The organism is Metallosphaera yellowstonensis MK1 (genome assembly GCF_000243315.1).
Lineage (GTDB): Archaea > Thermoproteota > Thermoprotei_A > Sulfolobales > Sulfolobaceae > Metallosphaera > Metallosphaera yellowstonensis.
The window spans coordinates 791,104-817,778 of the sequence record NZ_JH597761.1 but is presented as its reverse complement, the minus strand read 5'-3'; the positions used below and the strand labels follow the sequence as shown (position 1 = coordinate 817,778).

Below are 26,675 nucleotides of genomic sequence, written 5' to 3'. Positions count from 1 at the left end.
TATGTCCTTTTACTTTAAAAGTTTGATCAAAAAGCAAAGATTATATACCGTTTAAACAAAGCCATATAGGGTATTCTCTTTGGTCTCAGGGGAAAGGGTTAAGGAATGGGAGAACAAGGTTTTGGCTACATGGCTCTCCAAGAGAAAGGAGAGGAAGTCCAAGTTCATCACGCCCTCAGGAATTGAGGTCAAACCGTTATATACACCCCTGGACGTCAAGGGTGATTACGAGGAGAAGATAGGCTTCCCCGGCGATTATCCCTTCACTAGGGGGATCTATCCCAACATGTATAGAGGGAGGATATGGACAATCAGACAGTACGCAGGTTTCGGATCTTCAGAGGACACAAACCTCAGGTTCAGGAAACTTCTCGAAGCGGGCCAGACCGGGCTCAGTATGGCCTTCGATCTCCCCACTCAGCTGGGACTGGACCCAGACCACGTTCTTGCCTATACGGAGGTGGGAGTGGTGGGAGTCTCAATGTTCCACTGGAAGGAGATGGACCTGGTCATGAATTCCATCCCCCTGGATAAGGTTTCCACGTCCATGACCATAAACGCTACTGCCATGGAGTTGCTCTCCATGTACATTGCCACCGCTGAGAGGAGGGGGATAAGCCAAGCTCAGCTGGACGGAACCGTACAGAACGACATCCTAAAGGAGTACATAGCTAGAAAGAACTTCATCTACCCGCCCGAGCCCTCAATGAGATACGCTGTAGACATAATTGAATATTCATATAAAAATGTGCCCAAGTGGCATCCCATCAGTATAAGCGGATATCACATCAGGGAAGCCGGTGCAGACGCGGTTCTGGAAGTGGCTTTCACCCTAGCAGATGGGATAGAGTACGTGAGGAGGACCCTCGAGAGAGGTATACCGGTTGATGACTTCGCCCCCACGTTGTCCTTCTTCTTTGCCGGTTACACCAACCTCTTCGAGGAGGTAGCTAAGTTCAGGGCAGCCAGGAGGATGTGGGCCAAGATAATGAGGGATATGTTCAACGCCAAGAAACCGGACTCCATGACTCTGAAATTCCACACACAGACTGGAGGTGCCGAGCTCACAGCCCAGCAGCCCGAGATAAACATAATCAGGACAACAATCCAGGCATTGGCAGCTGCCCTAGGTGGTACCCAGAGCCTTCACGTGAACTCTTACGATGAGGCTGTAGCACTACCCAGCGAGAAGGCAGCCAAAATAGCCATAAGAGTTCAGCAGATCGTGGCCTACGAGAGCGGGGTCACCGAGACTGTAGACCCCCTCGCCGGCTCATATTATGTGGAGTGGCTCACCGACGAGATAGAGGAGCGGGCGTGGAAGGTCATAGAGAGGATCGAAGGTATGGGGGGTATGATGAAGGCCATAGAGAGGGCATACCCCCAGGCCGAAATAGCCGAGAGCGCCTACAGACTCCAGAAGAGGATAGAGGAGGGGGACATGGTTAAGGTGGGAGTGAACATGTCGTATGAGCCAGACTGGATAGGTACCACCGAGGTCTTCAGGGTCAACCCAGAGGTTAGGGAGAGGGTCATCCAGAGGCTTAAGAAATACAGGTCTGATAGAGACGAGATCAAGTTCAGGGACTCGTTGAATAACCTCAGGAAGGTAGCTGAGAAGGAGAACGTCAACATGGTACCTTACGTCCTCGACGCCATAAAGAAGGGGGCCACAGTCGGGGAGATTAGCTCTACCCTGAGGGAGGTTTGGGGAGAGTACAGGGAGCCTATAATATTCTAGACGTTCTTCAACGCACTCCGAATTTTGAAGTATCTCTCCTTTCCGCTCACTGGTACCTCTGGGTTACTTCTGACAACGTCCCATTTATCCCAGGGGAAGACTATCCACTTTCCTACCTGCTCGCCGTAGTAGTCTGGTATCTTCCTCGACCAAGGCTTGACGTATAGGGCTGCCGTCCTTATCGTCTTCGGCGAGAACATGGAGACCACGTTGCTCACGGCCTCCAGCGTCTCCCCGGTGTCCGAGACGTCGTCCACGATGAGGACGTTCTTGTTCTCCAGGTCGTTGATGTAAATAGCCTTAATAACGGGCCTATTTTCCGTTGTACCTACGCCCTTGTAGAACTTGATGTCCACGTATTTTATGTTCTTGGTGTCCAAGATATCTGAGAGCAACTTAGCCGGTATTGCACCTCCCGTCAGTACGGCTATTATGGCGTCAGGGAAGAAGCCATCCTTGGTCATTTTCTCAACTATCTGGAACACTCTATCCTCTATCTCCTCCCATGAAGGTATAAGGAAATCAACCATTGAGTATCACCAACGGTATCTCCATCTCTTCCTTGAGCAGACCCCCGTGATGCCCTTTAAGCTTTCTGTAGTTTCCGTCTTCCCTATAATCAAAGATATAGGAGGCCTTGTCCAAGGGTACAGCCACGAAGTCGGGGAGATACTCCCTGTCGGTAATCCCTCCCAGGAGTGGAGGTATCTCCTCACCTGCATATACCTTAAGGTTGTATCTCTGGGAGAGGAAGACCTTCATGTCAAACCTGGACTTAAGGAAGAGGGCCCTGGAGTCTCCATAGGGAGGCAACTCCAGCAGGGACATGAGCTCCTGCTCCCCCCTCACCTCCACCACCTTGTCCGTCTCTATGAGTCCGTGATCCGCAGTTATGAGGGCTGTGTAATCCCCCCTTTTCTTGAGAGCGTAGTAAAACTTCATGAAGATCTCCCTGGCTGCCTCTAGAGTCGAGGGATCGTAAGGTCCGTACTTGTGGGCTAACGTATCTACGTCAGGAATGTAGGCGTAGATGAACCTATAACCTTTCCCCATGAGTGCCGTGAGCGAGTTACCTGCATCCCAGATATTGAAGTACGTCCTTGTCTCCTCCACTTTACCGTGGACTACCCTCGTGAACTCGGTGTTTTCTATTCCCTGAGGTAAAACGGCCGCTGTTCCCTTTTCCACCTGGGATAAGTACCCCTTGGCTTTAGGAAAGGCGCTCTCGAAGGGAACACCGTTGCTCAATGAGTCCCTTATATTTGAGGAGGGGTGCGTGTACCTGAGGCTGTTCACTATTCCTCCGAGTCTCTTTACGAAAGTATTATAGCCGAGAACCCCGTGGTCTCCTGGGACCCTTGCCGTGAACAACGTCGTCAGGGAGGTGGAGGTGGTCGAGGGAAAGACGCTGTGAATTTTCCTGGCCTCCTTGACTTCCCCCAGGGCTTGGCTCATGATATTCCAACCGAAGCCGTCCAAGAGTAGTAGGACAAGTCTGTTGGCTGATACCTCTATCCTCCTTTGACACTCCACCTTCGTTCCCAACCAGTTCGCTATCCCACATCCCAGGCTGTACAGGTTCTCGTTATAGTTAGGTTCAACAAGTTCCATGACGATTAGTGTTAAAAGGATCGTTATAAGATATCTTGATGATGACTATCCCTGAAGTTTTGGTGTTCATGGCCTACTTCGCCATGGGCCTCACCGCAGTGGCTGTTGGGCTGTCCGTGGTACTCCACTTCACCTCAAAGGAGTGACGGGATCACCATGTATGACGTCATCGTCGTGGGGGGAGGACATAATGGCCTAGTGGCCTCAGCCTACCTCGCCATGAATGGGCTCAGGGTGGCAGTGTTCGAGAGAAGGGACGTGGTGGGAGGAGCCTCTGTCACTGAGGAGTTGTGGCCTGGGGTAAAGGTCTCCACTGGGGCTTACGTTTTGAGCCTCCTGAGGCCAAGGATAATACGTGATCTAAAGCTGGAGGAGAGAGGGCTGGAAATCATCACGAAGGATCCAGGTCTCTTCGTACCTTTCGGGAGCGGGAAGAGTCTCTATATCTGGAACGACGTGGATAAAACCAAGAGGGAGATATCAAAATTTTCCACTAGAGATGCCTCAGCCTACGAGAAGTGGATCAAGTTCTGGGAACCATTCTACCTACTGGCCGACACTATAATGCTCAACCCACCCCCCTCCATACAGGACTTGGAGGCTTTAATCCCACTCCTCAAGTCTGTCAGCACGGAGAGTCCCAAGGACCTCTTGGAGGCACTTAAGACCTTAGTCCAGGACGCATCTTCTCTCCTGGACACCTTCTTCGAGTCAGACGAGGTCAAGGCGGCCCTCGTTGAGGACGCGGTGGTCGGGACCTACGCCTCTCCTTCCACGCCGGGTACTGCTTACGTCTTAGCCCATCACGTCCTCGGAGAGGTCAACGGTATAAAGGGAGCCTGGGGCTACGTGAGGGGTGGAATGGGCGGAGTTACCGCCGCCATGAGGAGAGCCGCGGAGTCGTTTGGAGTAGAGGTTTACACGGGTAGTCCAGTGGAGAAGATACTGGTTAAGGGAGGCAGAGTCACGGGAGTCTTACTGAAGGGAGGGAAGGTAATAGAGTCCAGGGTAGTTCTCTCCAATGCAGACCCTAGGTTCACCTTCACGAAGCTGTTGGAGGGAGTCGAGCTGGATCAAGAGTTCGTGAGAAAGGTGAGATCGCTCAAGGGAAGAGGAGTTTCGTTCAAGGTCGTGGGCTACATAGAGGAGTTGCCCGATTTCGGTCATGGAAAGTCTCTATCCCCAGAGCACATAGCTTCTGAGCTGATACTTCCCTCAGTCGACTACGTGGAGAAGGCCTACCTCGACGCCAAGGTTAGAGGGTTCTCCAGGGAACCTTGGCTTTCCATAAATATTCAGTCGTCAGTCGATCCTACCCTAGCACCTCCTGGGAAGTTCTCCTTCTCCATATTCGGGCAATATCTACCGTACAGGCAGGGACTCGATGAGATGAAGGATGAGATATATCAACTCACCATGGACAAGATCAGGGAGTATGCACCCAACTTCAAACCTGTAAGGTATGAGGTCATAACTCCCCTCGACATAGAGAAGAGGTTCGGTATAACTGAAGGTAACATATTCCACCTGGATATGACCCCTGACCAGCTTTACTCGTTCAGACCCATCCCAGGGTACGATTACAATACACCGGTCAAAGGCTTCTACCTTTGTGGCTCAGGAACCCATCCAGGAGGAGGGGTGACAGGGGCCCCGGGATTTAACGCGGCTATGAGGGTGATCAACGACATGAGGGCTGGAAAGTCATGAATGTGAGATGAGATCCCACCCCACCGTCGTGAACAGTAGGCTATGCATCTTCGTTTGTTATAGCACTCTTTCGACGGTTGTCAACGGCATGACTCTTCGCCACCTTCAATCATTTCTAATTACACCTCAAACAGTAGTTATTTGACTTCCCCTTAACTGACGTCCTGTCATCAACGGAAATCTAATAACTACTACTAAAACTAGGTTAATCCCGGCGAGTTGAGGGTAACAGAGCGTGTTTCCTCGAGGAGACGCCGTTGACAACAGTTTCCGATGAACCGTGAAGTTTATACATTTTGTATGTGAGTTTTATTATGGTGCTGAAACCTAAGGAAGTGTGCCAAAAACTGGGAATATCCTACCGCACGTTGCAGAGCTACGTTAAGGAGGGTTACATAAAACCGGTGGTGCAGAGCGGGAAGTGGAAGTTCAGGGAGGACTTAGAAAAACTGATGGGTATTGTCAAGAGGAGGAAAGTGGCATTATACGCTAGGGTATCGAACAAGCGAAAGGACGACTTGGTGAACCAGGTTAAATACCTAGAGGAGAACGTTAAGGAATACGAAGGTGATAACAGACGTGGGGTCTTGGTTGAACGTGAAGAGGAAGGGGTTCCTCAACTGAGGACGACGCTCAACAACGAGGTGTCGAAAGCCATTGCTTACCCGGACAGACCGGTGAGGTTCGGCTTCGAGATAGTAGAGGAGGTGTGCAAAGCGCACGACCATGAGCTCGTGGTGTTGAACGGGGAGGACAAAACCCCCGAGCAGGAACTGGTCGAAGACCTAATCTCTATACGTATCGTTAAGCGAGAAATTGCAAGGAGTGGGGAGTCACGAGTACGAGAAGGTGAGGAAGTGCGTCGAGGAAATTAAGGCTTAAATCGTTTCAGCCAGAGGAGGAGTACGTCTACCTAACTTACTCCATGAAGAACGACAAGAAGGAGGAGAGTGAAGTACTACTGGAGAACTACAGAGTCCTACTGCAGAGGGCTTTAGACTGGTTGTGGGAGAGGATCAAGGTTGAGAGGAGGGAAGTGAAGAGGGGTAAGAAAGTCCTCACGAAGGTCAAGATAACCCTCCCCGAGAAGAAGGGAGTGTACAAGACGTTGAGGGACGAACTGGAGGAGGTCAACGTCCTAGCCTCACACTACGTGGATAAGGCAATAAGCGACGCTCAATGTTGAAAGGTTGGAGGAGGGCTGAAAAGGGACGAGCTTCACTGAGGAAACCTAGATTGAAGAAGGTTTACGTAAGGGTTAAGTCTACTCTGAGGAAGGTTGATGGCGAGAACGTAAGGATTACTGTAAGACCGTATGAGTACTTGACCCTCTCCTGGTCCCACACCTGGTTCTCTCCACGGGTCAAAGGGTTAGAACTGGGTGAGCCCGTGATAAAGGAGGACAAGGTTCACCTACCATTCCGTTACAAATTACCCTGGTCAACTCCCCTGGACTATCTAGCAATCGACAGTAACCTCTATACTCTGGACGCTTACGACGGCGAGAAGTTCGTCACTTTCTCCTTGAGGGAGCTGTACAGCCTCAAGTTTGGGATGGAGTTGAAGAGGGGTAGAATCAAGTCCTTCGCTTCCAAGCACGGTAGGAAAGGGGAGTTGTTGTCGAGGAAGTACTCCCACCGTGAGAGGAATAGAGTTAGGGACCACGTTCACAAGTTCGTCAACGAGCTCCTTGAGATGTATACCGTGACTACGATTGCTGTTGAGAAACTGAACAAACAGGATATGTTCCAAGAAGCTGACGACAGGTTGTCTAAGAAGATTTCAAGGACTGTATGGAGGTCGATCCACCGTGCGTTGAAGTACAAGGCCCCACTATACGGCTCCCTAGTTAAGGAGGTGAACCCTCATTTAACTTCCAAGTCCTGCCCCAGATGTGGACGGATTTCCCGAAAGGTAGGACTTTTCGTTGTGAGAGGTGTGGTTTCACCCTGGATAGACAACTCAACGCATCCTTGAATATCTTCCTCAAGATGTGCGGGTTTCCCCACCTCTCTCTCACTCCCAGTGGGAGTAGGTGGGTTTAGGTTACCCCGCTAAGGGGGCGGAGGAGTAACGGGTTTCCCCGCGACTCCGGTGAAGCTCAAGGGCTGAGGATTGGATACAAATTCATGAAAATTCAATGAAGCCCGAACCCCCGTGTGGGGAGTAGTTTAAAGTAGAACGTGTTGTTTTCAATCAGCCAAGTTCGGATTTCCTTTACGCCTGCTTATATACACGGAATGAGAGACTCCACAAGGGCAAATGAACTATCAGCTGACAATGATAATCCTTTTTATATCCCTAGGGATAATAATGTACATACTTATGGGACTGTTTAAAAGATTTACTACCAACTTCAACGCGAGCGATAAGGCATCGCAGGTTCAAGCCAGGTCTAAGAAGAGGGACGATGAGGAGAGGAAGGTAGCTTGGAACGACATTGGAGGCTACGAAGATGTTAAGAAGGAGATACGGGAATATGTGGAGTTTCCTCTGAAGAACAAGGACCTGGCTAAAGTTTACGGTCTCAGACCTCCTAAGGGCATACTCCTTTTCGGTCCACCAGGCTGTGGCAAGACCCTAATGATGAGGGCTCTAGCTAGTGAGGCCAAGCTGAACTTCATCTACGTCAACGTAAGCGATATAATGAGCAAATGGTACGGTGAAAGTGAAGCAAGGCTTAAGGAGCTTTTTGCCAACGCCCGGAAGAACGCACCTTGTATCCTTTTCTTTGATGAGATAGACACAATCGGAGTAAGGAGGGAGACGCACAGTGGGGACTCCGTCACTCCGAGGCTACTATCACTCATGCTCTCAGAGATAGATGGCCTTCACAACGACGACGGGGTGATAATAGTGGGTTCAACGAATGTACCACAGACCCTAGATAAGGCCCTCCTAAGGGCTGGAAGGTTCGATAAGTTGATTTACATAGGGCCTCCCAACAAACAGGCCAGAGTGGAGATCTTGAAGGTTCACTGTGGGGGGAAGCCCTTGGCCCCAGACGTGGATCTAAACAGGCTCGCTGAGATAACAGAGAGGTACAGCGGGGCCGACCTAGCCAACATTTGTCAGGAGGCAGCGAGAAAGGTCGCCATAGAGGCCTTAGAGTCCAAGACTGAGAGAAAAATAACCATGAGTGACTTTCTGGAGATCATACAGAGGTACAAGCCTAGCATAACACTTCAGATGCTGGAGGAGTTTGAGAAGTTTAGGTTAGACTTTGAGAGGAGGGCGAGAAAGTCGGAGGACGGTGGGAAAGAGGGAGAGGATAAGGTAACGCTGGATGATATAGGAGGATATCAGAGGGTCAAACAGGAACTTAGGGAGCTACTAGAACTTCAGCTGAAGTATGCTAAGCTCATGGATCAGATGAAGGTCCCACCCATAAGAGGGATACTGCTCTATGGCCCTCCAGGAGTAGGAAAGACCATGATGGCCAAGGCCTTAGCTAAGACGATAGACGTGAAGCTGATATCCATAAGTGTGGCTGAGATAATGTACAAGGGATATGAGGGGGCAGTCTCGACGATAAAGGAGGTTTTCAATAGGGCGAGGGAGAACAGACCGTCCATAGTTCTCCTGGACGAGTTGGACGCCATAGCCTCGAAGAGGTCGCACAGGAGTAACACGGAGTCGTCAAAGATAGTGAATCAGTTACTTACGGAAATGGACGGTATCAGAAACCTAAAGGAGGTCGTCGTAATAGGGACGACTAACAGAATAAGAGCTATAGATCCGGCCCTCCTCAGGCCTGGTAGGTTTGACATCATTATTAAGATGGGCCTTCCGACCACTGAGGAAAGGCTTGACATATTGCAGAAATACGTTGGTTCAGATAGCTGTGAAAAAGTGGACTGTAAAGCAATAGCGGAAATAACTGAGGGATACACCGGTGCCGATTTGGCCGCTCTAGCTAGAGAGGCTAAGTTGAGAGTACTCAAGGACGTGATAAGGGGAGTTCAGGGAAGGAATCTAGAGAAGGAGGATCTCCTTGAGGCACTTAAGAAGGTAAAGCCCTCAACCCAGAAAAGATCCTCCTTAGGAGAGAAGAGTCAGGAGATACGACAACACTCTTGATGGTCGTCACTCCCTCGAGGTTTATATCTATGCTCTTTCCCTCCAAACTCATAGGATTTATGGATACTTTCTTACAGAAATTTGATGAAGAGGCAATGTCCACGTTCCTCAACTTGTTCCTTATATCGAAGAACAGGTAGGCCCTCCCGGTACACGTTAAGAGCATATCGAGGGAGGCCGAACCTAGATTCCTGGTCTTGTAACTGCCCTCTATGGCGGAGAGTATCCCCATTGCTTCCCTCAACCTGGATCTGTCGAAATAGGATAACACGATCCTCGTCCGGGGGTTCGAGATACCTGTAAAAATCCTACCGTCTACGTAAGCTCGTTCCTGATCGTATGAATAAGTCCTCCCAGAGAAGATTTCGCTAACTGCCCCGGCCACTGGGGATCCGTCCCTCTTGAATAGGGCTATGGAGACTCCCGCCCAAGTTATGCCGTTGAGGTAGTTGGTGCTACCATCTAAAGGATCTATTACGGCAACGTACTCAGACCCACTCCTCTCGATGAACCCGGTCTCCTCTGTGACTACGGTGATTCTTAAGTCTTCCTTCTTCAAGTTCTCCAGTATGAAATCTTCCGCGAGTCTGTCCACAACCTTAGTTGTGTCGTCGCCGTGAGTCCCAATTACCTTGTCCAACCCCTCCCTTCCGCTCAATTCCCTGAGGTAAGCAGAGGTTTCCTTGGTTATCTTCTCCAGTAACTCTCTCATCCCCTGAACCCTTTCCTCTCGTTCAGATAATTATACGCACTGTGTGCGGCCACGGCGCCCATAGCCGTCGAAGTAGCTACTTGTCTAAAACCTATCCACATGTTTGTGCAGTCCCCCGCGGCGAAGACACCTGGCAGGTTGGTTCTTGTCCACTCATCAACTTTTATGTAGCCCTGTTCGTCAGTTTCCAGATCATTGACCTCGGCGAAGTCCTTAGGTGGCTCAAAACCTATCTCCACAAATATTCCATTGGCCTCAATTTCCCTGACTTCACCTGTCTTCAGGTTCTCCACAACTACCTTCCTGACCAGTTTGTCTCCCCTTATCTCCTTTACCCTGGAATTTAGGATGAACTCGACGTTGGGTTTCTCCTTGACCAATTTCACTATTATGGGCTGGGCCCTGAACTCCTCCCTCCTATGGACTAAGTAGACCTTTGTAGCATACCTGCTCAGGAGCTCCGCTCCGTCCAATGCTGAGTTTCCTCCTCCAACCACGACTACTGGCCTGTTCTTGAAGAGTGGTGCGTCACACACTGAACAGTAGGACACTCCTCTGCCCAGGAACTCGTTTTCACCGGGAACGTTGAGCTTCCTCCTCTTGGTGCCTACAGCCACAATGATCGTGGAAGCTCTGTACTCTCCCTTCCTCTTCGTCTTTACGATGTACTCCTCCCCCTCTCTCTTGAACGACTCCACTCTATCCATTAGGATGGGAACGCTATACTTCTCCACGTGAGCGTTGAACAACTTTATCATTTCCGATGCTTGGACTCCTATGAGCCCTAGGTAATCGTCTACCTCTCCAGCCTCTGTGAGCTGTCCCCCTGGAGTTTCGCCTATGACCAAGGTCTTGAGCATGTATCTGGCAGCATAGAGGGCTGCACTGTACGCAGCGGGTCCTAGACCCACTATTATTGTATCAAACTTGTCGCCTGGTCTCACATTAGAAGCTCTGGGGATGAGACTCATAGCCACGTTTTTGACTTTGGGAGTATTAAATGTTTCTTGAGTGAGTTTTCAACGCAAATAATTGGGCTTAATCGTATGAATATTAACGACAACCCTGAATGACTGAATGAAAAATGCGAGCGTTACTGGTGACTGGAAAACTGGCGTACCCTATCCTGAGAGAGGCAGTGAAGCAATCCCAGGGAGACGTGGACATACTCGTTCTGGACTACCCTGTGGCCTCCCTAATGAGTGTCAGGTACATCTTGGAGAATCTCAGACTAAGAAAGGAGGAATTGAAAGAATACGATTTCGTGATATTACCCGGGCTCGTTTACGGAGACGCAAAGGTCATAGAGAGGGAGCTTGGAGTTAAGGTATACAAGGGGACAGAGAACGCCTGGGACGTAGTTCACGTCCTCGAGGCCCTGAGGAGGGGCGTGAGCCTCTCAACTTTAGTCCCGGCTGACAGAATTCTTGAAAAGGAGATGAAGAGTGAACAGGGGAGGATTTTGAGTGAGATCGAGAGTAAGGCCATAATTGCCTTTGAAGCAGGCGTGAAGATACCCTTGCGACCCCCTCCATTTCGAGTCTTCCTGGAACTCGATCCCAGTTGGTCCATGGAGAAATGGGAGGAGGAATTAAAGAGAGTTAAACCCTTTGTGGACGTTATAGTGGCTGGCTTTCCCGTGGGTTTCGACGACCCAGAGGAGGTCAGGAGAAGGATAAGACATTTACTTGACTTGGGGTTAGTAGTAGGAATAGACAGTGATTCACCTAGGGTAATAAAGGAAGGAGTCAGGACAGGTGCAACCTTCGCCTTCAATCTAAACGAACTCAACATTGATGACCTAGAGGAAGTCAAAGGAGGTGCAGCTTTCGTTGTAGCTCCGTTCTCCACAGATAATCGAGCAGGGACCGTTATAGAGCTAGTCAATATGGCCAGGAGGAAAGGGTTTACAAGGCTCATGGCCGACCCTATTCTCTCTCCTCCCCTAACTGGTATGGTGGACAGTCTCGTGGAGTATCTTAAGATAAGGGACTCTCTCCCTGACGTACCTCTCCTTATGGGTACACTTAACGTGACGGAGCTGATAGACGCGGACAGCCACGGTGTCTCTGCATTAGTGGTGAGCATGGCTGGCGAGATAGGCGCGTCATCCCTCCTGGTGATGGAGAAAGGAAAGACGAGGTGGAATAGCTGGGAAGTCAAGGTGGCATCTCAAATGGTGTCCATTGCGATGTACCAAAGGAAGCCACCTAAGGATGTGGGCCCGAACCTACTCATCCTAAAGGAGAAGAAGAGAAAGTTGGAGAGGCCTCAGAGGGTAGGTGAGTTGATAGAGGTAGGCAGAATTGAGCCCAACATGGATCCGGCAGGTCACGTAAAGGTATACGTAGAGGATAGAAGGATAGGGGTCTCGTTCTTTGGGAAGAGGGAACTCACTGTCGAGGGTAAAGATGCCCTATCCGTGGGCAGGAAATTGCTAATGGAGACCGAGATCTCCAGAGAACACGCATTGTACATAGGTTACGAGCTAGCTAAGGCGGAGATTGCCTCCCTATTGGATAAGACTTACATACAGGACAAACCCCTCTTTAGGAGGATAGCAGATGATAGTCTCGGTTCCCAAGATCAGTCTTTTCCACCTCAATGACGTCATCATAGCTATAGCCCATCTCCCGCTAATCGCTCAAGGAGGAATGGTGGAGAAGTTGAGAAGCGATATGAGATTGTCTTCCTGCACCGACCCCCTGATTTGTTTACCGTCAATATATGGAGGAGTGATCATTTTCAAGGGTACAAAGCCTTTGCTTAGGGCCGAGTACGATGGTTTCTTTTCTTTAAGAGGAGAGGATTGCAGTTTGTCCGTGAAAGAGTTCGTGTACGCGACAAGAGAAGGTCGTGAAGGATGTCTTAAAGTCCAGGAGGGAACTCTCGTCCTAAGTCCAAACCGCCTTGAAGGAGGCGAGAAGGTGGACGTGATCGGACTAAGGTTTATAGTCGACTAATTAAGAGCGATGATCACTGCAGGTGTAATACTCATGGTACCTCTGTTAATCCTGTACTTTACAGAATAATACTCCTTTCCTTTTATGTAAATAAAATGCGCTAGGTTCTGAAAAAGGAATAGTTTCCCAGAAAAGATCAAGTTAACGGAGTGCATCTTGAGGGTAGAGAAGAACGTTGACATCCTGGGGGATGAATCGTTCTCCGTATCAACAAAAATATTTTGTATTCGTTTATGACAAGCTTTAGTGATAAAATATGAGTTCTCACACCACGTTAGCTCTGCCGTGGACAACAGTTTCCGATAAACCGTAAAGTTTTCTTATTTGTTGATTTGAAAACATAAACACAATCACACCAGATGGGTGAAGAAATCCCGATTGGGTGTGACGGTGAACTGAAGATGTGCGGGTTTCCCATAGGACCCGTTGGGTGGGGTCATCCTGCTAAGGGGGCGGAGGGGTGTGAACGGGCCAGCCGCGACTCAGGTGAAGCCCAAGGGCTGAGGATTGATATTAAATATTATGAAATCCTATGAAGCCCGAACCCCTTGAGCCCCGACCTGAAGGAATGTGGAGTAACACGCTCGATGAGCACTATAGGCAAACTAGGAGTGACTAGGGAGTCCAGAGTCAAGGGTACTCTATTAGAGCGTACGAGTCTTTTCCCTCATAGATCTTGACGATCACCTTAAACTTCTCACCGAGCCTCCGATGGACGCTTTTGGCTATTTCGAGTCCTATGTACTCCACTGTGGGGAATGGGTGGTCTATCTCCTTGATCTCTAGCCTGAATGGAGACTCTACCTTTATCTTTGGGATATCCCTCTTGGGGACAATGAACTTATGATCCCACTCCTTCACCACCTCTTTCACCACCTCCCTCAGGACGTTAAAGTCGACCACGAATCCGCTATTCTCGTCTACCGGTCCCTCTACTTCCACGTCGATGTTGTAGGTGTGGCCGTGGAGTTGATCGTCCTTGGGCGAGGAGAGGGTGTAATGAGCAGAGTCCAGGCTGAACCCTTCTATGCCGACCCTCACTTTCATCTAAACCCTCACCATGTTTTTCTCAAAGTGTTCCCAAAGAGCCTCCGTCAAGTACCTTATCTCGTCACAGATAGACCTTATGTTCTGATCCTGGACCAATTGATCCACAAGCTTGTTTACGTTAATCAGGAGGGGGAAACTCCCCTCAGCTAACACTCTCCCTTCGTACCTGAGCTTCTCGCCCAAACTTGTAGTTCCGCCGTATTCGCTCAACCTATACACAGTGTAGACTAAGGCGTTGACGTTTACTCCCTCCATACCCTGAGCTTTTTCCTCAATCTCCCTGACCAGTGTGTTGGAGAGGTCCTTGATCAGATCCACCAGGCTGTCCATCACTTCTAACCTGGAACGGAAGGATGGATCACTCAAGAGCGATCTGAACTCGGTTCCCTCTAAACAAGAGGAGTTGCACGGTACTACGGCCTCGACTGCACCTACTGTCATCGATGGTCTCTCCTGGAGGTACCTTTGGAGCCAGTAATCCATAACTTTAATTCAGCCTCGTGAAGGTATTAAACATGACCGTCGAGCGATTTATATCAACCCTCACCGAGGCGATTTTGGACCACTACGGGGAAGGATTGAAGGGAATTGTAGTCTCCAAATTTCAGGATAGGTACCTCCTCTTGATAGTCCTAGAGGGAGTAGACGCCATATCGCTATTGATGAGGGGCGAAATCTTCAACTACTTCTACAACAAGGTCAAGCGTTCTCGTGAGGGGCTCGAACTGGTTGAGAAGCTAGGAAGGAACCCTCCAGTGATGGGAGTCGTCATAAGCCCCAGGGAACTGAAGCACAGTTACCCATTGGTGATAATGAGTCTGACGATCGGAGGCATAGCCTACGATCCAGAGGGCCTTCTCTCCTCCGTGAAGAGAGACTGGAAGGTCAAAGACTTTCAGGGCAGGAAAGTTATAGACCTGATAAAGATAAATAAAGGTGAGGTGGTGGAGCTGTGAACAATAGCTCCATGGCGTCTGAGTATATCTTGAGATCCATGCGAACCCTCAAGGAGTCTAGCGATGCCTTCAACGACGGAGACATGTACTATACGGCGTTGAGGTTATCCGAGACCCTTGAGAACATGTCTAACGTCCTGCTATCACTATATGGAATCCTAGACATATCCTTCTCTCCAGTTGAAGTATTGGGTTTCCTGGAGATATCCAGGGAAATAGACCAGAAAGTTAAGGGAATCATCAACGAGATCCAAGATCTGTGGAGACAACTCTCCGCCCTTAAGATGCTCAACGAGTCTCCAACTAAGGCTCCCTCAGTTCTGACTAGGGGACAGGAAATGAAGTTAATCTTGGACAGGGTCACTTCGTTATTCGACAAAGTACAGGGCATCTTCGATGACTTCCACCATTGACCTAGACTCATATACCTGCTCCTCTGACCCGTTGGAGGCACTGGGACTGCTGGCGAACGTAGATGTGACTTTCTCGATCTCTAAGGATAGTCCACTCCTGTCCTACGTTTTTAAGAGATATAGAGTGGAGATTGTTAGAAAGGAGGGCGAGAAGATATTATTCAAGATCCGTTCAGATGGCTCTCCATCTACGATCGACTGAGGAGGATGTTCGGTTTTCCGTTCTCCAAGGACTATTATTCGGCGTCTCTCCTAAACTTGATGATAAGGGAGGATCTCACGAGGGAGCTCGAGATCATCAGAGGCAAAGATGTGGCAGTGGTGGGGGCAGGGCCTTCGTTAGTGGATCACAGGGAGTTCGAGGGGGAGGTAATGATTTCGGCCGACGGGGCAACTAACTATTTATTGTCCCTGGGGATCGTACCTGACGTTATAGTTACCGATTTAGACGGCATAACTCAATTTCCAGACTCGCTCTACGTGGTGCACGCCCACGGGGACAACTACCATCTCCTTCACAAGGTCTCAGAGTTGAAAAGAGTTGTAGGTACTACCCAGGTCCCTCCCTTCGGCAGACTGAAGTTGTTCGGGGGGTTCACGGATGGGGACAGGGCGGTGGTGTTGGCCAGAGCTTTCGGGGCTAGGAGAATAAGGCTGTACGGAATGGACTTGGACTCACCTATGGTAGGGAGGTATTCTAAGCCTTGGTTAAGCTCTGACTCTCCCGCCTCTCACCTCAAGAGACTCAAGCTACGGGTGGCCAAGGATATAATCAACGAGGTTATAGGGAAAGATTTATAAAAAGTCCTTCCCAATTCATGTTGGTGCGTATAGAGGGATGAGTGTTCTCCACTAGGAGAATTAGAATATTCGATACGACACTCAGGGATGGGGAGCAGGCCCCAGGAATAGACCTCACCGTGGAGCAGAAGGTGAGGATAGCTAGGCAGCTTCAGAGGCTGGGAGTGGACGTAATAGAGGCAGGTTTCCCGGCCTCCTCGGAGGGGGAGTTCATAGCCACCAAGAAGATCTTAGAGGAGGTAGGCGATAGCGTAGAGGTGACCGGGCTGGCCAGGGCCAACAAGAACGATATAGACAAGGGTATAGAGGCCGGTCTCTCCAGCATTCACGTGTTCATAGCTACTTCTGACATACATCTGAAATACAAGCTCAAGTTGACCAGGGAGCAAGTCTTGGACAGGATCTACGAGTCCGTTAGATACGCTAAGTCCCACGGATTAGTCGTAGAGTACAGCCCAGAGGATGCTACGAGGACAGACGAGGACTTCCTAATCCAGGCCGTGAAAACGGCAGTGGAGGCGGGGGCAGATAGAGTTAACATACCAGACACTGTGGGTACGATGTACCCGTTCAAGTTCTACGACCTCATCAAGAAGGTAGTTAACGCCACTTCTGGCAGAATTGTGAGTGTACATTGCCACAACGACTTCGGCCTAGCCACGGCTAACTCGCTGGCAGGAGTTCAGGCAGGAGCTAGGCAAGTCCACGTTACAGTTAACGGAATAGGTGAGAGAGCAGGTAACGCCTCCCTTGAGGAGGTTGTGATGGCTTTGAAGAAACTGATGGACTACGAGGTAGGCGTTAAGACATGGCTACTTTACGACACCAGCAGGTTGGTATCTGAGCTCAGCGGAGTCCCAGTGCCGTACTTCAAGGCAATAGTGGGCGAAAACGCTTTCGGCCACGAGGCGGGCATACACGTGCACGGAGTCATAGAGAACCCTCTGACCTACGAGCCGATGTCACCCGAAGAGGTAGGTAACTTCAGGAGATTAGCTTTGGGTAAACACAGTGGGATTCACGGACTGAGGAAGATATTAGAGGAGGATGGGATACACCTCGACGATGAGAAATTAAAGGCGGTTCTCCAGGAAGTCAAGAGGATGGCAGACACAGGAAAGAAGATAACAGCAGAGGATGCCAAGAGGATAGCATCTAAATACCTGAACACATGAAGGACTCCGCATGATAAGACTTTATGGGCATTCAATGCTCGTTGTGAACGGAGAGCTTGTGATTGACCCCCACGACGGAGGGAGCATAGGCCTTCCCCCTCCCGAGATAGAGAGGGTAAAGTATGTCCTGATTACGCATGATCATTACGACCACAACGCCTATCAAGGTCTACTCTCAGAGGAAGTTAAAATGGGTCTGGAGGGCGAGTTCGCGTTTGACGGCTATAAGGTTAGGGCGACAAAGGTGAACCACGACAGGGAAGGAGGAAAAAGGAGGGGAAAGACTAGTATGTACGAAATCAAGTATGAGGGGATAACACTCCTTCACATGGGGGACGTAGGGGAAATTCCTAGAGAGAGCATACTTAAGTCGTTTAGTCCGGACGTACTGGCTATCCCGGTAGGTGGTCTTGTGACTATCGATGGAAAGGAAGCAGCCGAGTTGGTTAAGATCCTCAACCCCGACATAGTGATTCCCTTACATTACTGGGTTAAGGGGCTCTTACTTCCTTTGGATCCACCAGACCAATTCCTCCATGAGATAAATTATCAACAGATCAAAGGAAAAGAAATAGACGAAAATAATTTAAAGAAATACATTTTCCTTTTATAGCTTCATCCTTTCCACTCTTGCAACAGGGACGGTTTCCTTACTCATCTCCTCTTTTACCATGCTCTCGATCGCTTTCCTTATGGCCTCGCTTCTATTGAGGCCATATCTTATGGCATACCTATCTAAGAGCTCCAAGAGGTCCTCCTCCGCCTTAAAAGTCACGACTCTCATTGTGCACCTATTTCTATACTTGTAGTACGGAAGGTTTAAGTATTTTCTGTATCGATAACACCATCTTAATACTTCAAGAGGACTACTATAAGAGGAAGATTAATATAATTGTTCCCCTGTCTTTTTTATTAGAGGAAATAACAGTGCCCACAGTACACTTATCGATTCCAGAATGGATGTATGACGAGCTTAAAAGGAAGGCTGAAGATATGGGTATACAGGTTACCGACCTGGTGAAATTCTACATCAAGAATGGTCTGGAGGGTGTGCAGCAGTCTAATCCAAGGAACGAAAATACAGATAAATTGGAAGAATCTATCGCCTTTCTAGAAGCCAAGGTGGCCCAGTTGGACTCTGTAGTAATGGACTTAGTCAGAAGGCTCAAGGTATTTGAGGAAGCTGAGGAAGACGAGGAAGTGGAGATAAAGCAGGACTGAACTCCACTTCTGTCTGAGTTGCCCCCACACCTTAAATGGAGAGTTCCCACTCCTGAGCTCATTGTTCTCTGCATCGATTCGGGAGGGGACTTTCCGCTCTTAAAACATCCAATAAGACAATCTGTCGGAAACCCAAAACAGATTTAATCTGCCTTACATTAGACGATACAAGGCCTATGGGAATGTGACCCTGGGTACCAGGGTAATATGAACATAGGTGGGTCCCCTAAATTATAATAAACGGATGATGTCGCAGAGACGTGCTGATCGATGAAGTGGGCTAAAAAACTGATTTACATGGAGATCAGAGTCACAGTCCTTATTATGTGGGGATTCCTCCTTACCTGTCCTATTACTTTGTTTAGTTCGTCTAGATTCGCACCTTCGACTTCTAATACCACATCGTATTCCCCGTAGACTGCTGTGGCGTCCTTGATCCCGTTTAGCTTCTTCATCTCGTTCACTACATCCATTTCTTTCCCTATGGATGTAATTAATAGAACGTAGGCTTTTAGGGAGCCCATACAGTAAATGTCTATCATACAATTAAAAACTTATTAGTCCTTCACCTCAGGATGAGCCTCTCTGGATCGAGGAGGCGAGTAGTTGTGTAAATTAGCAGAACAGATACCAGAAATGTCGATAAGAGGAGGATCAGGCTCTGAGTGCCAAGACCGAACACGAAGTCCAAAAGCCCCGCTACTATTTGTACGTAGGGAATGAAGTAAACTAGGACCAAGGGGAACCCAAGTGAGCCAAAATTCAAAATCAGTGCTGAGAACGAAGCTAACATACCAAACCCAGTGACCAGGAAATTGATGAGCTGCGCGTTCCTCTGTGATCCGCCCATGAGCACAAGGAGTAGTAGACTTATCGATCCAGTTAGGAGGATCATGAGGAGGTAGGCAATTGAGACCATTCCCGCCAGGGATAAGCTCAGTTCTCCTATGTTCCCGACAAGGAGTGGAGCAAAGAAGGAGAACGCAACTAAGCCCAGGAGATCTCCTAGCGAAGATATGATGCCCAACATCATGGCTATCACTAGCTTGGATATGACCAGTTCAAAGGGCGAAACAGGCGAAGCCAGTAGTGCCTCGAGCGTCTTTCTCTCCTTCTCTCCCAGGATACCGTCGGTCAGGAAAAATATTACAGGTGTTGCTGCTGGGAAGAGAATAAGGGAGACCACTCTGGTCAACTGGCCCAGTCTCTCCACAGATCCTGTAGTTGGTCTCTTCTCTGGGCTTATGTATCCAAGCTTCAATACTAGGGGATCTCGTACGGCCTCAGGATTTACAGGAGTGTGAGCCTCACGGGACAAAGTGGATATCCTAGTCAAGGAAACGTTGACCGCTAGCTTATAGAGACCGTCGTTAACGATGTTCACAGCATCGCTCTGTGAAGAGACTAACGTTATTTCCTCCACATAGGCTGTGCCGTTCATGGAGGAGATGTTCTGTGCAAATCCTGAGGGGAAGATGACCTCTACGTCCGGAACTACGGAACTACCGTTGTTTAGGTACACCTTGGCTCCCTGTTGCTCAGCGTATTTTTCGAGGAAGTTAACGTAAGGGATGTTGGCAGTATCGTTGTTTATCAACAGCACTATGGGTGGTTGTGAGGCCACTGATGCGTAAATTATGGCTCCCACCAAGGGGAGCAGGAGCATGGGTAAGAGGATTGAAGTCAGGAGGAGTCTTCTGTCCCTCTTCAGATCTAACCACTCCTTTCTCACGAGGTCACTTATCATTTCCCTCACCTATCAGCTTCAGGAATGATTCCTCCAGATTCCCGGCTCTAGTAAGTTCCACTATCTCTCTCGGTTTACCTATTATTATCTGCCTCCCCATGTTGAGCATCATGACCCTATCACAGAGGTACTCTACTTCCAGAAGATTATGGGACGACAAAATCACTGTGGATTTCCCAGACATGGATCTAATTGTATTCCTTATCCTGACTGCAGATTCCACGTCCAAAGATGAGGTCGGTTCATCCAAAATAGCCACTACAGGATGTACCATCAGTGTCCTTGCTATGAGAAGTCTCCTCTTCATGCCCCTACTGTACCCAGAGACCTTATCATATATTCTTTGCCCTAAGGAAGCTATCTTTATACCTCTCTCGATGAACTCCTCGATCCTCTCCTTTTGTCCCCCGGCGTATAGTTTGGCGTAGAACTCCAGGTTCTCTAGACCAGTGAGCCTATCGTAGGGGAAAGAATCCTCAGGCATATACGAGATAAGTCCCTGTTCCTTAGCTCTCCTAGGAGTATTGCCGTGGATCGTAACTGATCCCTCATATTTGGTGATTATCCCAGCCAAGATCCTTAAGGTTGTGGTCTTACCAGCTCCGTTGGGGCCCACGATCCCAAAGATCTCGCCACTCAGAACGTTAAAGTTCACGTCGTGGAGTATTAGCCTGCCATCGACCTCCCTGGTCAGAGAAGTAACACTGACTATCGGCTGAGGCTCAGTCATACGACATTATTCACGGCTAACTAATAATTTAACGTTTTTAGAAATACACGTGTTGATAGGGGGAGTTAGGGACAGAGTAACGGAGGCCCTTCTGAAGTACGAGAAGGCTAAGGTAGTGTTGGAGGTAGCTCTCTCAATAACTGAGGAGAAGGGGAGGGGAGAAGTAGGGGACTTCGACTACAAGACGCTGGTGGAGAGGTTGAGAGAGAGGGGTTACAATTTCGATCCGAAGATGATCCTGAGGTCGCTTGAAAAGGACTACGCGGTGATCGAGACCTCGTACAAGTCCTCAAATCAACATTGGTGGAAGTTCGTTGACCTGGAGGCAGTTAAGGAAACCTTAGGAAAGGAGGAGGAACCCGAGGTCATGCTAATTAGGGCTCAGGCTCACTCCCTGAACTTAGACGAGCTGGAGAGAAAACTACGTTTTCTAGCAGGGAGAGGTCTGAGGACAGAGGCTGACAGAATGCTCTTCAGGAAGATCGCGTTCAGCGACCTCCCTCTCCTAGTTGAGCTCCACCGAAGGGCCGTTCAATATGAGGAGACTCAATACATAGTTACCAAGGTGATGAGGATTTTAACGCTGGCCACAAAGATAGCTACGATGGGAAATGCAAAGGATGACGGTAAGGGACATCGTGAAGATGAAGGGGAGACAGAAAATAACAATGCTGACGGTATACGACTACTCCATGGCCAGGATACTTTCTGAAACAGATCTCGATATGTTCCTAGTGGGAGATTCCCTAGGGATGAACGTTCTGGGTTTCCCCTCAACTCTCCAGGTCACCATGGATCATATGGTTCATCATACCAGGGCTGTAGTGAGAGCTAATCCAAGACAGATGATCGTGGTAGATATGCCCTTCATGAGCTACGAACTCTCCAACGAGACAGCAGTGAGAAACGCCGGAGAACTGGTAAGGGAGGGGGCTGACGCAGTGAAGCTAGAGGGAGGAGTAGAGATGTTCGAGAGGGTCAAAAGCATTGTGAGGGCAGGCATACCGGTCATGGGACACATAGGCCTGACCCCTCAGAGGTATCTGGCCCTGGGGGGATATAGGTTGATCAAAGACGAAGAGAAAATCCTAGCTGACGCAATGGCACTCGAGGAGGCGGGCGTATTCTCCATTGTCATAGAGAACGTCTACGCAGAGATCGCAAAAAGGGTGACAGAAGAGGTGTCCGTACCGACCATATGTATAGGTGCTGGGCCTCACTGTGACGGACAGGTCCTGGTATTGCACGACCTACTAGGCCTAGGGGACATCTCACCCTACTTCGCCAAGAAATACTTAGATCTCAAGACAGAGATAAGGGATGCCGTAAGGAAATACACGAGTGAAGTCAGGGAAGGAAAATTCCCGTCAAGGGAGAACTATAGGGTTAGGGATAGTTGAGCTAACCTCTCCGACATATACCTCAATGCAGACCTCAAGTTGTCCCTATTGTGGAACCCCTTAATCAAGCGTTCCAGTTCTTCCCTGTCCTTGTTCCTGACATCCTGGACTTTCTTCTTAAGCTCCGGGATTGCCCTGACTACGTTATCGACTATGGTCACAGTGGCCGTAAGTGAAGTCCTGGAGAGAGGGTTCAGGTCTATGGCTATGACCTTCTTTTGAAGCCTCACCAAAGCCTCGGTTCTATCTCCGTCCTCGAGCCCTAGGAGGACGACGTCTGCTGAGTATATCCCCTCTTTACTTACCCTCCTTCGCTCGCTGAAGAGCTCCGGTATGGTCTCAGACGCGTTTTTTCCTACGCCCAAGACCTCTTCCGCCCCAGCCTCCCTTAATTTCCTCTCTATTGCCCTCTCCCTCTCCTCATCCCTATAGAAGAGGTTTACTTCCAGTTTAGCAGGGATCGATTTAGCCAGGTCGACTATCTCATGGGCTGCTAGGGCGGCCATATTGCCGTTAACGGATATCACTGGGCTCTTGGCTGTCACCAACATGGCCGCTGACACTTCAATAGCCCTGAGTGCGAAGTCTTGCGTCCTCTCGCCTAACAGATAATCAAAGCACTCCCCCCTCCCTTGAGCTATCAACCCTTGGGGTACTACCACGTTCTCCATCATGCCCTCCACCACTTTCTCCCTGATGAGTAGGGATTCCCTCCTGGGATGGTTCTCTGGTATTATTCCACGTAAGCTCCACGCCTTGCGATCCTGTGCTTTATCCATGAATCAGACTCCGGTTCATTTAATTTAAGAATTACCCCCTTCTTCCTGAAGGAGCAGGGATATGGGGATTGAAAACCAAGAGCTTCGGCAAATCTCTTGGAGATTGTGAAGAATGAGGAGAGGGAAGGGTCTCTCATGAACTCCTCCATTAGCTTTAAGGCTAAATCCAATCTTCTGACGATTCTGGAAGTGGGAAGCGGGGCTAAGGGTTTGGAGTAGACAATCCCCTCGCTCTCGAACACCTTGACTTCTCCGAGGGGAGGTAAACCAGGTCTCATCCTACACACTATCCCGTGACCGTAGTACTGTGAAATGACGTCACCAAGACCGTTACCGGAGATGACCTCACTCTCATGCGCCAACCTGACTGCTACTTCCTCAGGAATCCCTCTAATCTCGGCTACCCCCAGAGAGTAGGCCAGACTCACAGACGCACTCATTCCGTATCCGTACCCCAGAGGGACGGCTGAGGTCATGTCGACCCTGACCTTGCCTAACTTCATCTCGAGATACTTTAGGTTCTCAAAGTTCACCTTCGCTCCGTTAATGTATACGCCTTCTCCCTCACTGACACGGGCGTGACTATAGGGTTCCAGAACTAAGGCTATTCCCAAGGATCCAGCCTTAGACGGTTCCTGGTGGGGAACTGGGTACCAAACACCGGATACACTCAAAGGAATTACGACATCCACCATGTGTTGGGCGTTCGGCCACGTATTTTTAAATTCAGTTGAAGAAGACATAGTTCAGTAATGCTATTCGACGCGTCAGTGTTCAGCAGGGCATTGAAGTTGATGGGTTCAGAGGCTTTCAGGAAGTTTATGGTACAAGAGGGGAGAGAGATCATCGTAGGAAGAGGAACATCCCTTTATGGAGGCATTCTTCAGTTTCAAAATCCGAGGGCTATCTCACCCCCAACCAGACTTGAGGATGGGAGTATCTATAGGGTCGAGTCCTCTGACGGTCCTTACTCTAGGCTTACAGTCCCTGCAGGGGTAACTTTCAGGGAACTCATTGAGAGGCTCTCCAGGGAGGACATATTTCCGGCCCTTTTCCCTGTATATGTGGAAGGGACTATAGGGGGTTTCGTAGCCACCAACGGCTCAGGGTTCGGCAGTTACAAGTTCGGATTCGTCAATGCAAAGAAGAGGGTTCATGAACTCAAGGATCCTAACTACGTCTCGGTCCTCGGAGTCAGGTATCCGGAAGTTGTGGAGTCAACCAAGGAATCCAAATTCTCGTGGTCTGGAGTAATAACCCAAGAGGGTGCGTATTACTACATCCCAGAGGCCTACTCGGACTCTGTGCAGGAGAAACGAGGATCCTTGAGCACAGCCGAATTGGTTAAAAATATAACGAGTAGGACCGAAAAGATCATCAAAAGGGATTATTTACCCGTATGTCTCAGGTCCGAATACCTTGAGGTTATAGACCAATTTCAAGCGGAATGGGGCGTAGGCTACATCGTCAACTACAACTCCCCCGCGAGGTATTATGTGAAGTGTGGATCTGTGGAGGAGTCAAGACTAGAGGATCTATTCTCTTACTTGAGGAAGAACCCGAGAGTCCTCCCCTTCCCTAACCTCATGGAGTACACTGAGCTCCATAAGGCCATCTTAAATAGGGCCGAGTTTGAGCTTAAGGTTCCCAAGAACTTGGGCCAGTTTAGGTTACAGTACCAGGAGGCCCTTAAGTGCGTCAACTGCAGTCTCTGTCTGAATGCTTGCCTGGCCTACAGGGTTACCCAGGATTACACTAGATCTCCCCCTGGAAAGTTTGCTAGGTTAATATCTGGAGATCAGGAGTTCGAGCAGTGTTTCGGTTGCATGGAATGTCAGGATGCCTGTCCCGTTGGAGTAAAGATAGCCTCAGTTACTGAGGTTCTCCCCAGGCTCAATAAGACGAAGTCTACCCTGAATGTGGAGACACCACCTGTAAGTCAGAGAATAAGGGAGCAGGAGAAGCTCATCGAGAACACTTACAAGAACAAACCTCCCTTCATGCTGTTCGTTGGCTGTGCATCCAAATATGACTTGGATGGCCTGGAGGGATTCCTTCACTTCCTTAGAGATTATGGGAACGATCTATCTTACTCTCCCAGGGTCAAGTTAATGGACGGACATTGTTGTGGTTTCGAGAAGTACATAGCGGGAGATGTGGAGGGGGCTAAGAGTGACGCAATCAGGATAAGGGAGATGAAGGATAAGTTGGGTCTCCAAGGGGTTTACTTCCTTTGCCCCGAGGGTCTCTACGTGTATAACAGCTTGAGTGGAGACAAAGGTATTCTCGCATACGATCTGGTAAAGGACAAAGTGAAGGGAAGGGTACACGTGGGTTGTTGGATGAGGAAGATGGGCTATTCTGGAGGAGATAACGAGTGTGCAGGTACGTTCCTGACAGTTTACTCAGGGAAGTCGGTACAGCTCAAGAATAAGGACGTATTAACGATCTGTCCCTTCTCGACGTGGAAATACAACACAAAGTCCGTCTACTCCACTTTCCTAAAGAGGGACGTCCAACAGGCGAGTCTTCCCAAGGAGGAAATCCTGGTGGAAGAGCAGGAGTTGGTGTCTTGGATGATGGAGGCCTTCAAGAACGCAGTGATACTCTCAGCGGATGAGGTGGCTGACAGGGCGAACTCCTGGAACCTCGGAGGGAAGAACTACTTCGTCCTTCTAGCCACACCCGTCATCAGGAAGAAATTCGTTAACTTGATGATACAGAGGCTGAGCACTAGTAAGGAAGTCAAGAGATACTTCTCAGTCATACTGGGAAGTGCTGGTACTCTCCAGGAGAAGACCTCCAGATGGACTGAGGTGCTCAACGGAATTAATTTCGATGAATTGACCGAAGAGCTAGTGAAGAGAGTTTTGAACTCACCAAAGCTAGAATACGGATCAAGGGACCTGGTGAGCGGTAAGGATTTCAGAGAGGTAATAAAGAACGACGTGCTGAAAAAAGTCATAACTCCGAGCGTACTGCAGGAGATAGTCAGGAACGTCGCGTATATGTGACCTTTAGTCGAGAGGGCAGGACCAACTTCATCACGTTTCTCACGGAGTAGACATTACGTAAGCATCGTGCATTCCTCATCACGGCGTGTATACTCTGCCGACGCTCACTATGTTCAGAATTACTGCCGTTGTCAACAGTTTCCGATAAGCCGTAAAGTTTATATTATTTCATCATAAGCTTTTATACAATGCTGAAACCTAAGGAAGTCTGCCAACGCTTATGAATATCCTATACGACACTTAGGGAATATGTTAAGAAGGGATAAATAAGACCAGTACTACAGAGCGGGAAGTGGAGGTTCAGGGAGGACGTGGAAAAATTAATGGGAATTGTGAGGAAGAGGAAAGTGGTATTATATGCTGGAGTGTCATCGCGAAAGGACGACTTGGCAAACCAAGTTAAGTACCTCGAGGAGAACGTTAAGGACCACGAGCAGGTCATCACGGACGTGGGACCTTCATTGAACGTGAAGAGGAGGGGGTTCCTCAAGTTACTGAGGATGATAGTAAACAACGAAGTGTCGAAAGTTGTTATAACTTGCCCTTATACTACTCAGGCAAGATGGTGCCAT

27 protein-coding genes and 3 pseudogenes are annotated in these 26,675 nt (G+C 49.1%); 18 read left to right on the top strand and 12 right to left on the bottom strand.

The genetic code is table 11. The annotated features are described in order from the left end of the window. Positions 1-79: 79 nt before the first annotated feature. Positions 80-1,741, top strand: a complete 1,662-nt coding sequence (locus METMK1DRAFT_RS05000) for an acyl-CoA mutase large subunit family protein (RefSeq protein ID WP_009071435.1) — start codon at positions 80-82, stop codon at positions 1,739-1,741. On the opposite strand, the gene METMK1DRAFT_RS04995 is transcribed toward METMK1DRAFT_RS05000, so the two are convergent. Together METMK1DRAFT_RS04995 and METMK1DRAFT_RS04990 are read right to left on the bottom strand one after the other, a co-directional pair. Beyond that, positions 1,738-2,271, bottom strand: a complete 534-nt coding sequence (locus tag METMK1DRAFT_RS04995; protein WP_009071434.1) for a phosphoribosyltransferase — start codon at positions 2,269-2,271, stop codon at positions 1,738-1,740. The genes METMK1DRAFT_RS05000 and METMK1DRAFT_RS04995 overlap by 4 nt on opposite strands. Continuing rightward, positions 2,264-3,352 carry an alkaline phosphatase family protein gene (locus tag METMK1DRAFT_RS04990; protein ID WP_009071433.1) on the bottom strand — a complete coding sequence of 363 codons (1,089 nt, stop codon included), beginning with the start codon at positions 3,350-3,352 and terminating at the stop codon, positions 2,264-2,266. Before METMK1DRAFT_RS04990 ends, METMK1DRAFT_RS04995 begins: the two co-directional genes overlap by 8 nt. Positions 3,353-3,508: 156 nt before the next feature. On the opposite strand from METMK1DRAFT_RS04990, the gene METMK1DRAFT_RS04985 reads away from it, so the two are divergent. The 4 genes and pseudogenes from METMK1DRAFT_RS04985 to METMK1DRAFT_RS04970 all read left to right on the top strand — a co-directional run bounded on the left by METMK1DRAFT_RS04985 (position 3,509) and on the right by METMK1DRAFT_RS04970 (position 9,142). After that, positions 3,509-5,062: a phytoene desaturase family protein gene (locus METMK1DRAFT_RS04985; protein WP_009071431.1), complete on the top strand. Its 1,554-nt coding sequence runs from the start codon at positions 3,509-3,511 to the stop codon at positions 5,060-5,062. A gap of 317 nt (positions 5,063-5,379) precedes the next feature. Next, a pseudogene (locus METMK1DRAFT_RS04980) lies at positions 5,380-5,944 on the top strand (IS607 family transposase). Then, positions 5,928-7,206: pseudogene (locus METMK1DRAFT_RS20005) on the top strand (RNA-guided endonuclease InsQ/TnpB family protein); the annotation flags it as partial. The pseudogenes METMK1DRAFT_RS04980 and METMK1DRAFT_RS20005, both read left to right, overlap by 17 nt. A gap of 118 nt (positions 7,207-7,324) precedes the next feature. Then, positions 7,325-9,142, top strand: a complete 1,818-nt coding sequence (locus tag METMK1DRAFT_RS04970) for an AAA family ATPase (RefSeq protein WP_009071427.1) — start codon at positions 7,325-7,327, stop codon at positions 9,140-9,142. Here the strand turns inward: METMK1DRAFT_RS04970 and METMK1DRAFT_RS04965 are convergent. Both METMK1DRAFT_RS04965 and trxB read right to left on the bottom strand, forming a co-directional pair. After that, positions 9,066-9,854, bottom strand: a complete 789-nt coding sequence (locus METMK1DRAFT_RS04965) for an inositol monophosphatase family protein (RefSeq protein ID WP_009071426.1) — start codon at positions 9,852-9,854, stop codon at positions 9,066-9,068. The two genes, METMK1DRAFT_RS04970 and METMK1DRAFT_RS04965, sit on opposite strands and share 77 nt — an antisense overlap. Further along, positions 9,851-10,825, bottom strand: coding sequence for a thioredoxin-disulfide reductase (trxB, locus tag METMK1DRAFT_RS04960; protein WP_009071424.1), 975 nt, complete (start codon positions 10,823-10,825; stop codon positions 9,851-9,853). Before trxB ends, METMK1DRAFT_RS04965 begins: the two co-directional genes overlap by 4 nt. A gap of 113 nt (positions 10,826-10,938) precedes the next feature. Between trxB and METMK1DRAFT_RS04955 the strand changes: the two genes are divergently transcribed. Together METMK1DRAFT_RS04955 and METMK1DRAFT_RS04950 are read left to right on the top strand one after the other, a co-directional pair. Beyond that, positions 10,939-12,462 (top strand): dihydropteroate synthase-like protein, encoded by a 1,524-nt coding sequence (locus tag METMK1DRAFT_RS04955; RefSeq protein WP_009071422.1) that lies wholly within the window; start codon positions 10,939-10,941, stop codon positions 12,460-12,462. After that, positions 12,419-12,817, top strand: coding sequence for a hypothetical protein (locus METMK1DRAFT_RS04950; RefSeq protein WP_009071420.1), 399 nt, complete (start codon positions 12,419-12,421; stop codon positions 12,815-12,817). Before METMK1DRAFT_RS04955 ends, METMK1DRAFT_RS04950 begins: the two co-directional genes overlap by 44 nt. A gap of 630 nt (positions 12,818-13,447) precedes the next feature. Here the strand turns inward: METMK1DRAFT_RS04950 and METMK1DRAFT_RS04940 are convergent. Next, positions 13,448-13,864 (bottom strand): 6-pyruvoyl trahydropterin synthase family protein, encoded by a 417-nt coding sequence (locus METMK1DRAFT_RS04940; protein ID WP_009071416.1) that lies wholly within the window; start codon positions 13,862-13,864, stop codon positions 13,448-13,450. Further along, positions 13,865-14,350: a hypothetical protein gene (locus tag METMK1DRAFT_RS04935; RefSeq protein WP_009071414.1), complete on the bottom strand. Its 486-nt coding sequence runs from the start codon at positions 14,348-14,350 to the stop codon at positions 13,865-13,867. Positions 14,351-14,382: 32 nt separating this feature from the next. On the opposite strand from METMK1DRAFT_RS04935, the gene METMK1DRAFT_RS04930 reads away from it, so the two are divergent. The 6 genes from METMK1DRAFT_RS04930 to METMK1DRAFT_RS04905 are packed head-to-tail and all read left to right on the top strand — an operon-like array spanning position 14,383 to position 17,825. Beyond that, positions 14,383-14,823 carry a hypothetical protein gene (locus tag METMK1DRAFT_RS04930; RefSeq protein WP_009071413.1) on the top strand — a complete coding sequence of 147 codons (441 nt, stop codon included), beginning with the start codon at positions 14,383-14,385 and terminating at the stop codon, positions 14,821-14,823. Then, positions 14,820-15,236 (top strand): hypothetical protein, encoded by a 417-nt coding sequence (locus METMK1DRAFT_RS04925; RefSeq protein WP_155812299.1) that lies wholly within the window; start codon positions 14,820-14,822, stop codon positions 15,234-15,236. Before METMK1DRAFT_RS04930 ends, METMK1DRAFT_RS04925 begins: the two co-directional genes overlap by 4 nt. After that, positions 15,220-15,438 carry a hypothetical protein gene (locus METMK1DRAFT_RS04920; protein WP_009071411.1) on the top strand — a complete coding sequence of 73 codons (219 nt, stop codon included), beginning with the start codon at positions 15,220-15,222 and terminating at the stop codon, positions 15,436-15,438. The genes METMK1DRAFT_RS04925 and METMK1DRAFT_RS04920 overlap by 17 nt, the downstream gene beginning before the upstream one ends. A gap of 5 nt (positions 15,439-15,443) precedes the next feature. Further along, complete coding sequence (locus METMK1DRAFT_RS04915; RefSeq protein ID WP_009071410.1) at positions 15,444-16,037, top strand: 6-hydroxymethylpterin diphosphokinase MptE-like protein; 594 nt, start codon at positions 15,444-15,446, stop codon at positions 16,035-16,037. Positions 16,038-16,078: 41 nt separating this feature from the next. After that, positions 16,079-17,212, top strand: a complete 1,134-nt coding sequence (locus tag METMK1DRAFT_RS04910; protein ID WP_009071409.1) for an isopropylmalate synthase — start codon at positions 16,079-16,081, stop codon at positions 17,210-17,212. A 10-nt stretch (positions 17,213-17,222) separates the two neighbouring features. Next, positions 17,223-17,825 carry an MBL fold metallo-hydrolase gene (locus tag METMK1DRAFT_RS04905; RefSeq protein ID WP_009071408.1) on the top strand — a complete coding sequence of 201 codons (603 nt, stop codon included), beginning with the start codon at positions 17,223-17,225 and terminating at the stop codon, positions 17,823-17,825. Here METMK1DRAFT_RS04905 and ccr1 read toward each other — a convergent pair. After that, positions 17,820-17,996 carry an aCcr1 family cell cycle regulator gene (gene ccr1, locus METMK1DRAFT_RS04900; protein ID WP_009071406.1) on the bottom strand — a complete coding sequence of 59 codons (177 nt, stop codon included), beginning with the start codon at positions 17,994-17,996 and terminating at the stop codon, positions 17,820-17,822. The two genes, METMK1DRAFT_RS04905 and ccr1, sit on opposite strands and share 6 nt — an antisense overlap. A gap of 143 nt (positions 17,997-18,139) precedes the next feature. Here ccr1 and METMK1DRAFT_RS04895 point away from each other — a divergent pair, with 143 nt between their 5' ends. Beyond that, the gene (locus METMK1DRAFT_RS04895; RefSeq protein WP_048087631.1) at positions 18,140-18,433 is read left to right on the top strand and encodes a hypothetical protein; all 294 of its coding nucleotides are present in this window, start codon (positions 18,140-18,142) and stop codon (positions 18,431-18,433) included. 293 nt (positions 18,434-18,726) lie between these two features. Here METMK1DRAFT_RS04895 and METMK1DRAFT_RS04890 read toward each other — a convergent pair whose 3' ends face one another. The 3 genes from METMK1DRAFT_RS04890 to METMK1DRAFT_RS04880 are packed head-to-tail and all read right to left on the bottom strand — an operon-like array spanning position 18,727 to position 20,910. Then, entirely contained in the window at positions 18,727-18,957 is a 231-nt protein-coding gene (locus tag METMK1DRAFT_RS04890) for an Lrp/AsnC ligand binding domain-containing protein (RefSeq protein WP_009071401.1), read from the bottom strand. A gap of 41 nt (positions 18,958-18,998) precedes the next feature. Beyond that, the gene (locus METMK1DRAFT_RS04885) at positions 18,999-20,180 is read right to left on the bottom strand and encodes an ABC transporter permease (protein ID WP_009071399.1); all 1,182 of its coding nucleotides are present in this window, start codon (positions 20,178-20,180) and stop codon (positions 18,999-19,001) included. Further along, positions 20,170-20,910 carry an ABC transporter ATP-binding protein gene (locus METMK1DRAFT_RS04880; protein ID WP_009071397.1) on the bottom strand — a complete coding sequence of 247 codons (741 nt, stop codon included), beginning with the start codon at positions 20,908-20,910 and terminating at the stop codon, positions 20,170-20,172. Before METMK1DRAFT_RS04880 ends, METMK1DRAFT_RS04885 begins: the two co-directional genes overlap by 11 nt. Positions 20,911-20,959: 49 nt before the next feature. Between METMK1DRAFT_RS04880 and METMK1DRAFT_RS04875 the strand changes: the two genes are divergently transcribed. Further along, a complete protein-coding gene (locus METMK1DRAFT_RS04875) occupies positions 20,960-21,622 on the top strand; it encodes a hypothetical protein (RefSeq protein WP_245544554.1) in 663 nt (220 codons plus the stop codon). Continuing rightward, positions 21,522-22,310, top strand: a complete 789-nt coding sequence (panB, locus tag METMK1DRAFT_RS04870) for a 3-methyl-2-oxobutanoate hydroxymethyltransferase (RefSeq protein ID WP_048087429.1) — start codon at positions 21,522-21,524, stop codon at positions 22,308-22,310. Before METMK1DRAFT_RS04875 ends, panB begins: the two co-directional genes overlap by 101 nt. Here panB and METMK1DRAFT_RS04865 read toward each other — a convergent pair. Then, entirely contained in the window at positions 22,289-23,089 is an 801-nt protein-coding gene (locus METMK1DRAFT_RS04865) for a 4-phosphopantoate--beta-alanine ligase (RefSeq protein WP_009071393.1), read from the bottom strand. The two genes, panB and METMK1DRAFT_RS04865, sit on opposite strands and share 22 nt — an antisense overlap. Continuing rightward, on the bottom strand, positions 23,044-23,784 hold the full coding sequence (locus METMK1DRAFT_RS04860) for a GHMP family kinase ATP-binding protein (RefSeq protein WP_009071392.1): 741 nt from the start codon (positions 23,782-23,784) through the stop codon (positions 23,044-23,046). Before METMK1DRAFT_RS04860 ends, METMK1DRAFT_RS04865 begins: the two co-directional genes overlap by 46 nt. A gap of 57 nt (positions 23,785-23,841) precedes the next feature. Here METMK1DRAFT_RS04860 and METMK1DRAFT_RS04855 point away from each other — a divergent pair, with 57 nt between their 5' ends. Both METMK1DRAFT_RS04855 and METMK1DRAFT_RS04850 read left to right on the top strand, forming a co-directional pair. Further along, complete coding sequence (locus METMK1DRAFT_RS04855; protein WP_009071389.1) at positions 23,842-26,103, top strand: 4Fe-4S dicluster domain-containing protein; 2,262 nt, start codon at positions 23,842-23,844, stop codon at positions 26,101-26,103. A 224-nt stretch (positions 26,104-26,327) separates the two neighbouring features. After that, positions 26,328-26,648, top strand: a pseudogene (locus METMK1DRAFT_RS04850) (recombinase family protein); the annotation flags it as partial. Positions 26,649-26,675: the final 27 nt, after the last annotated feature.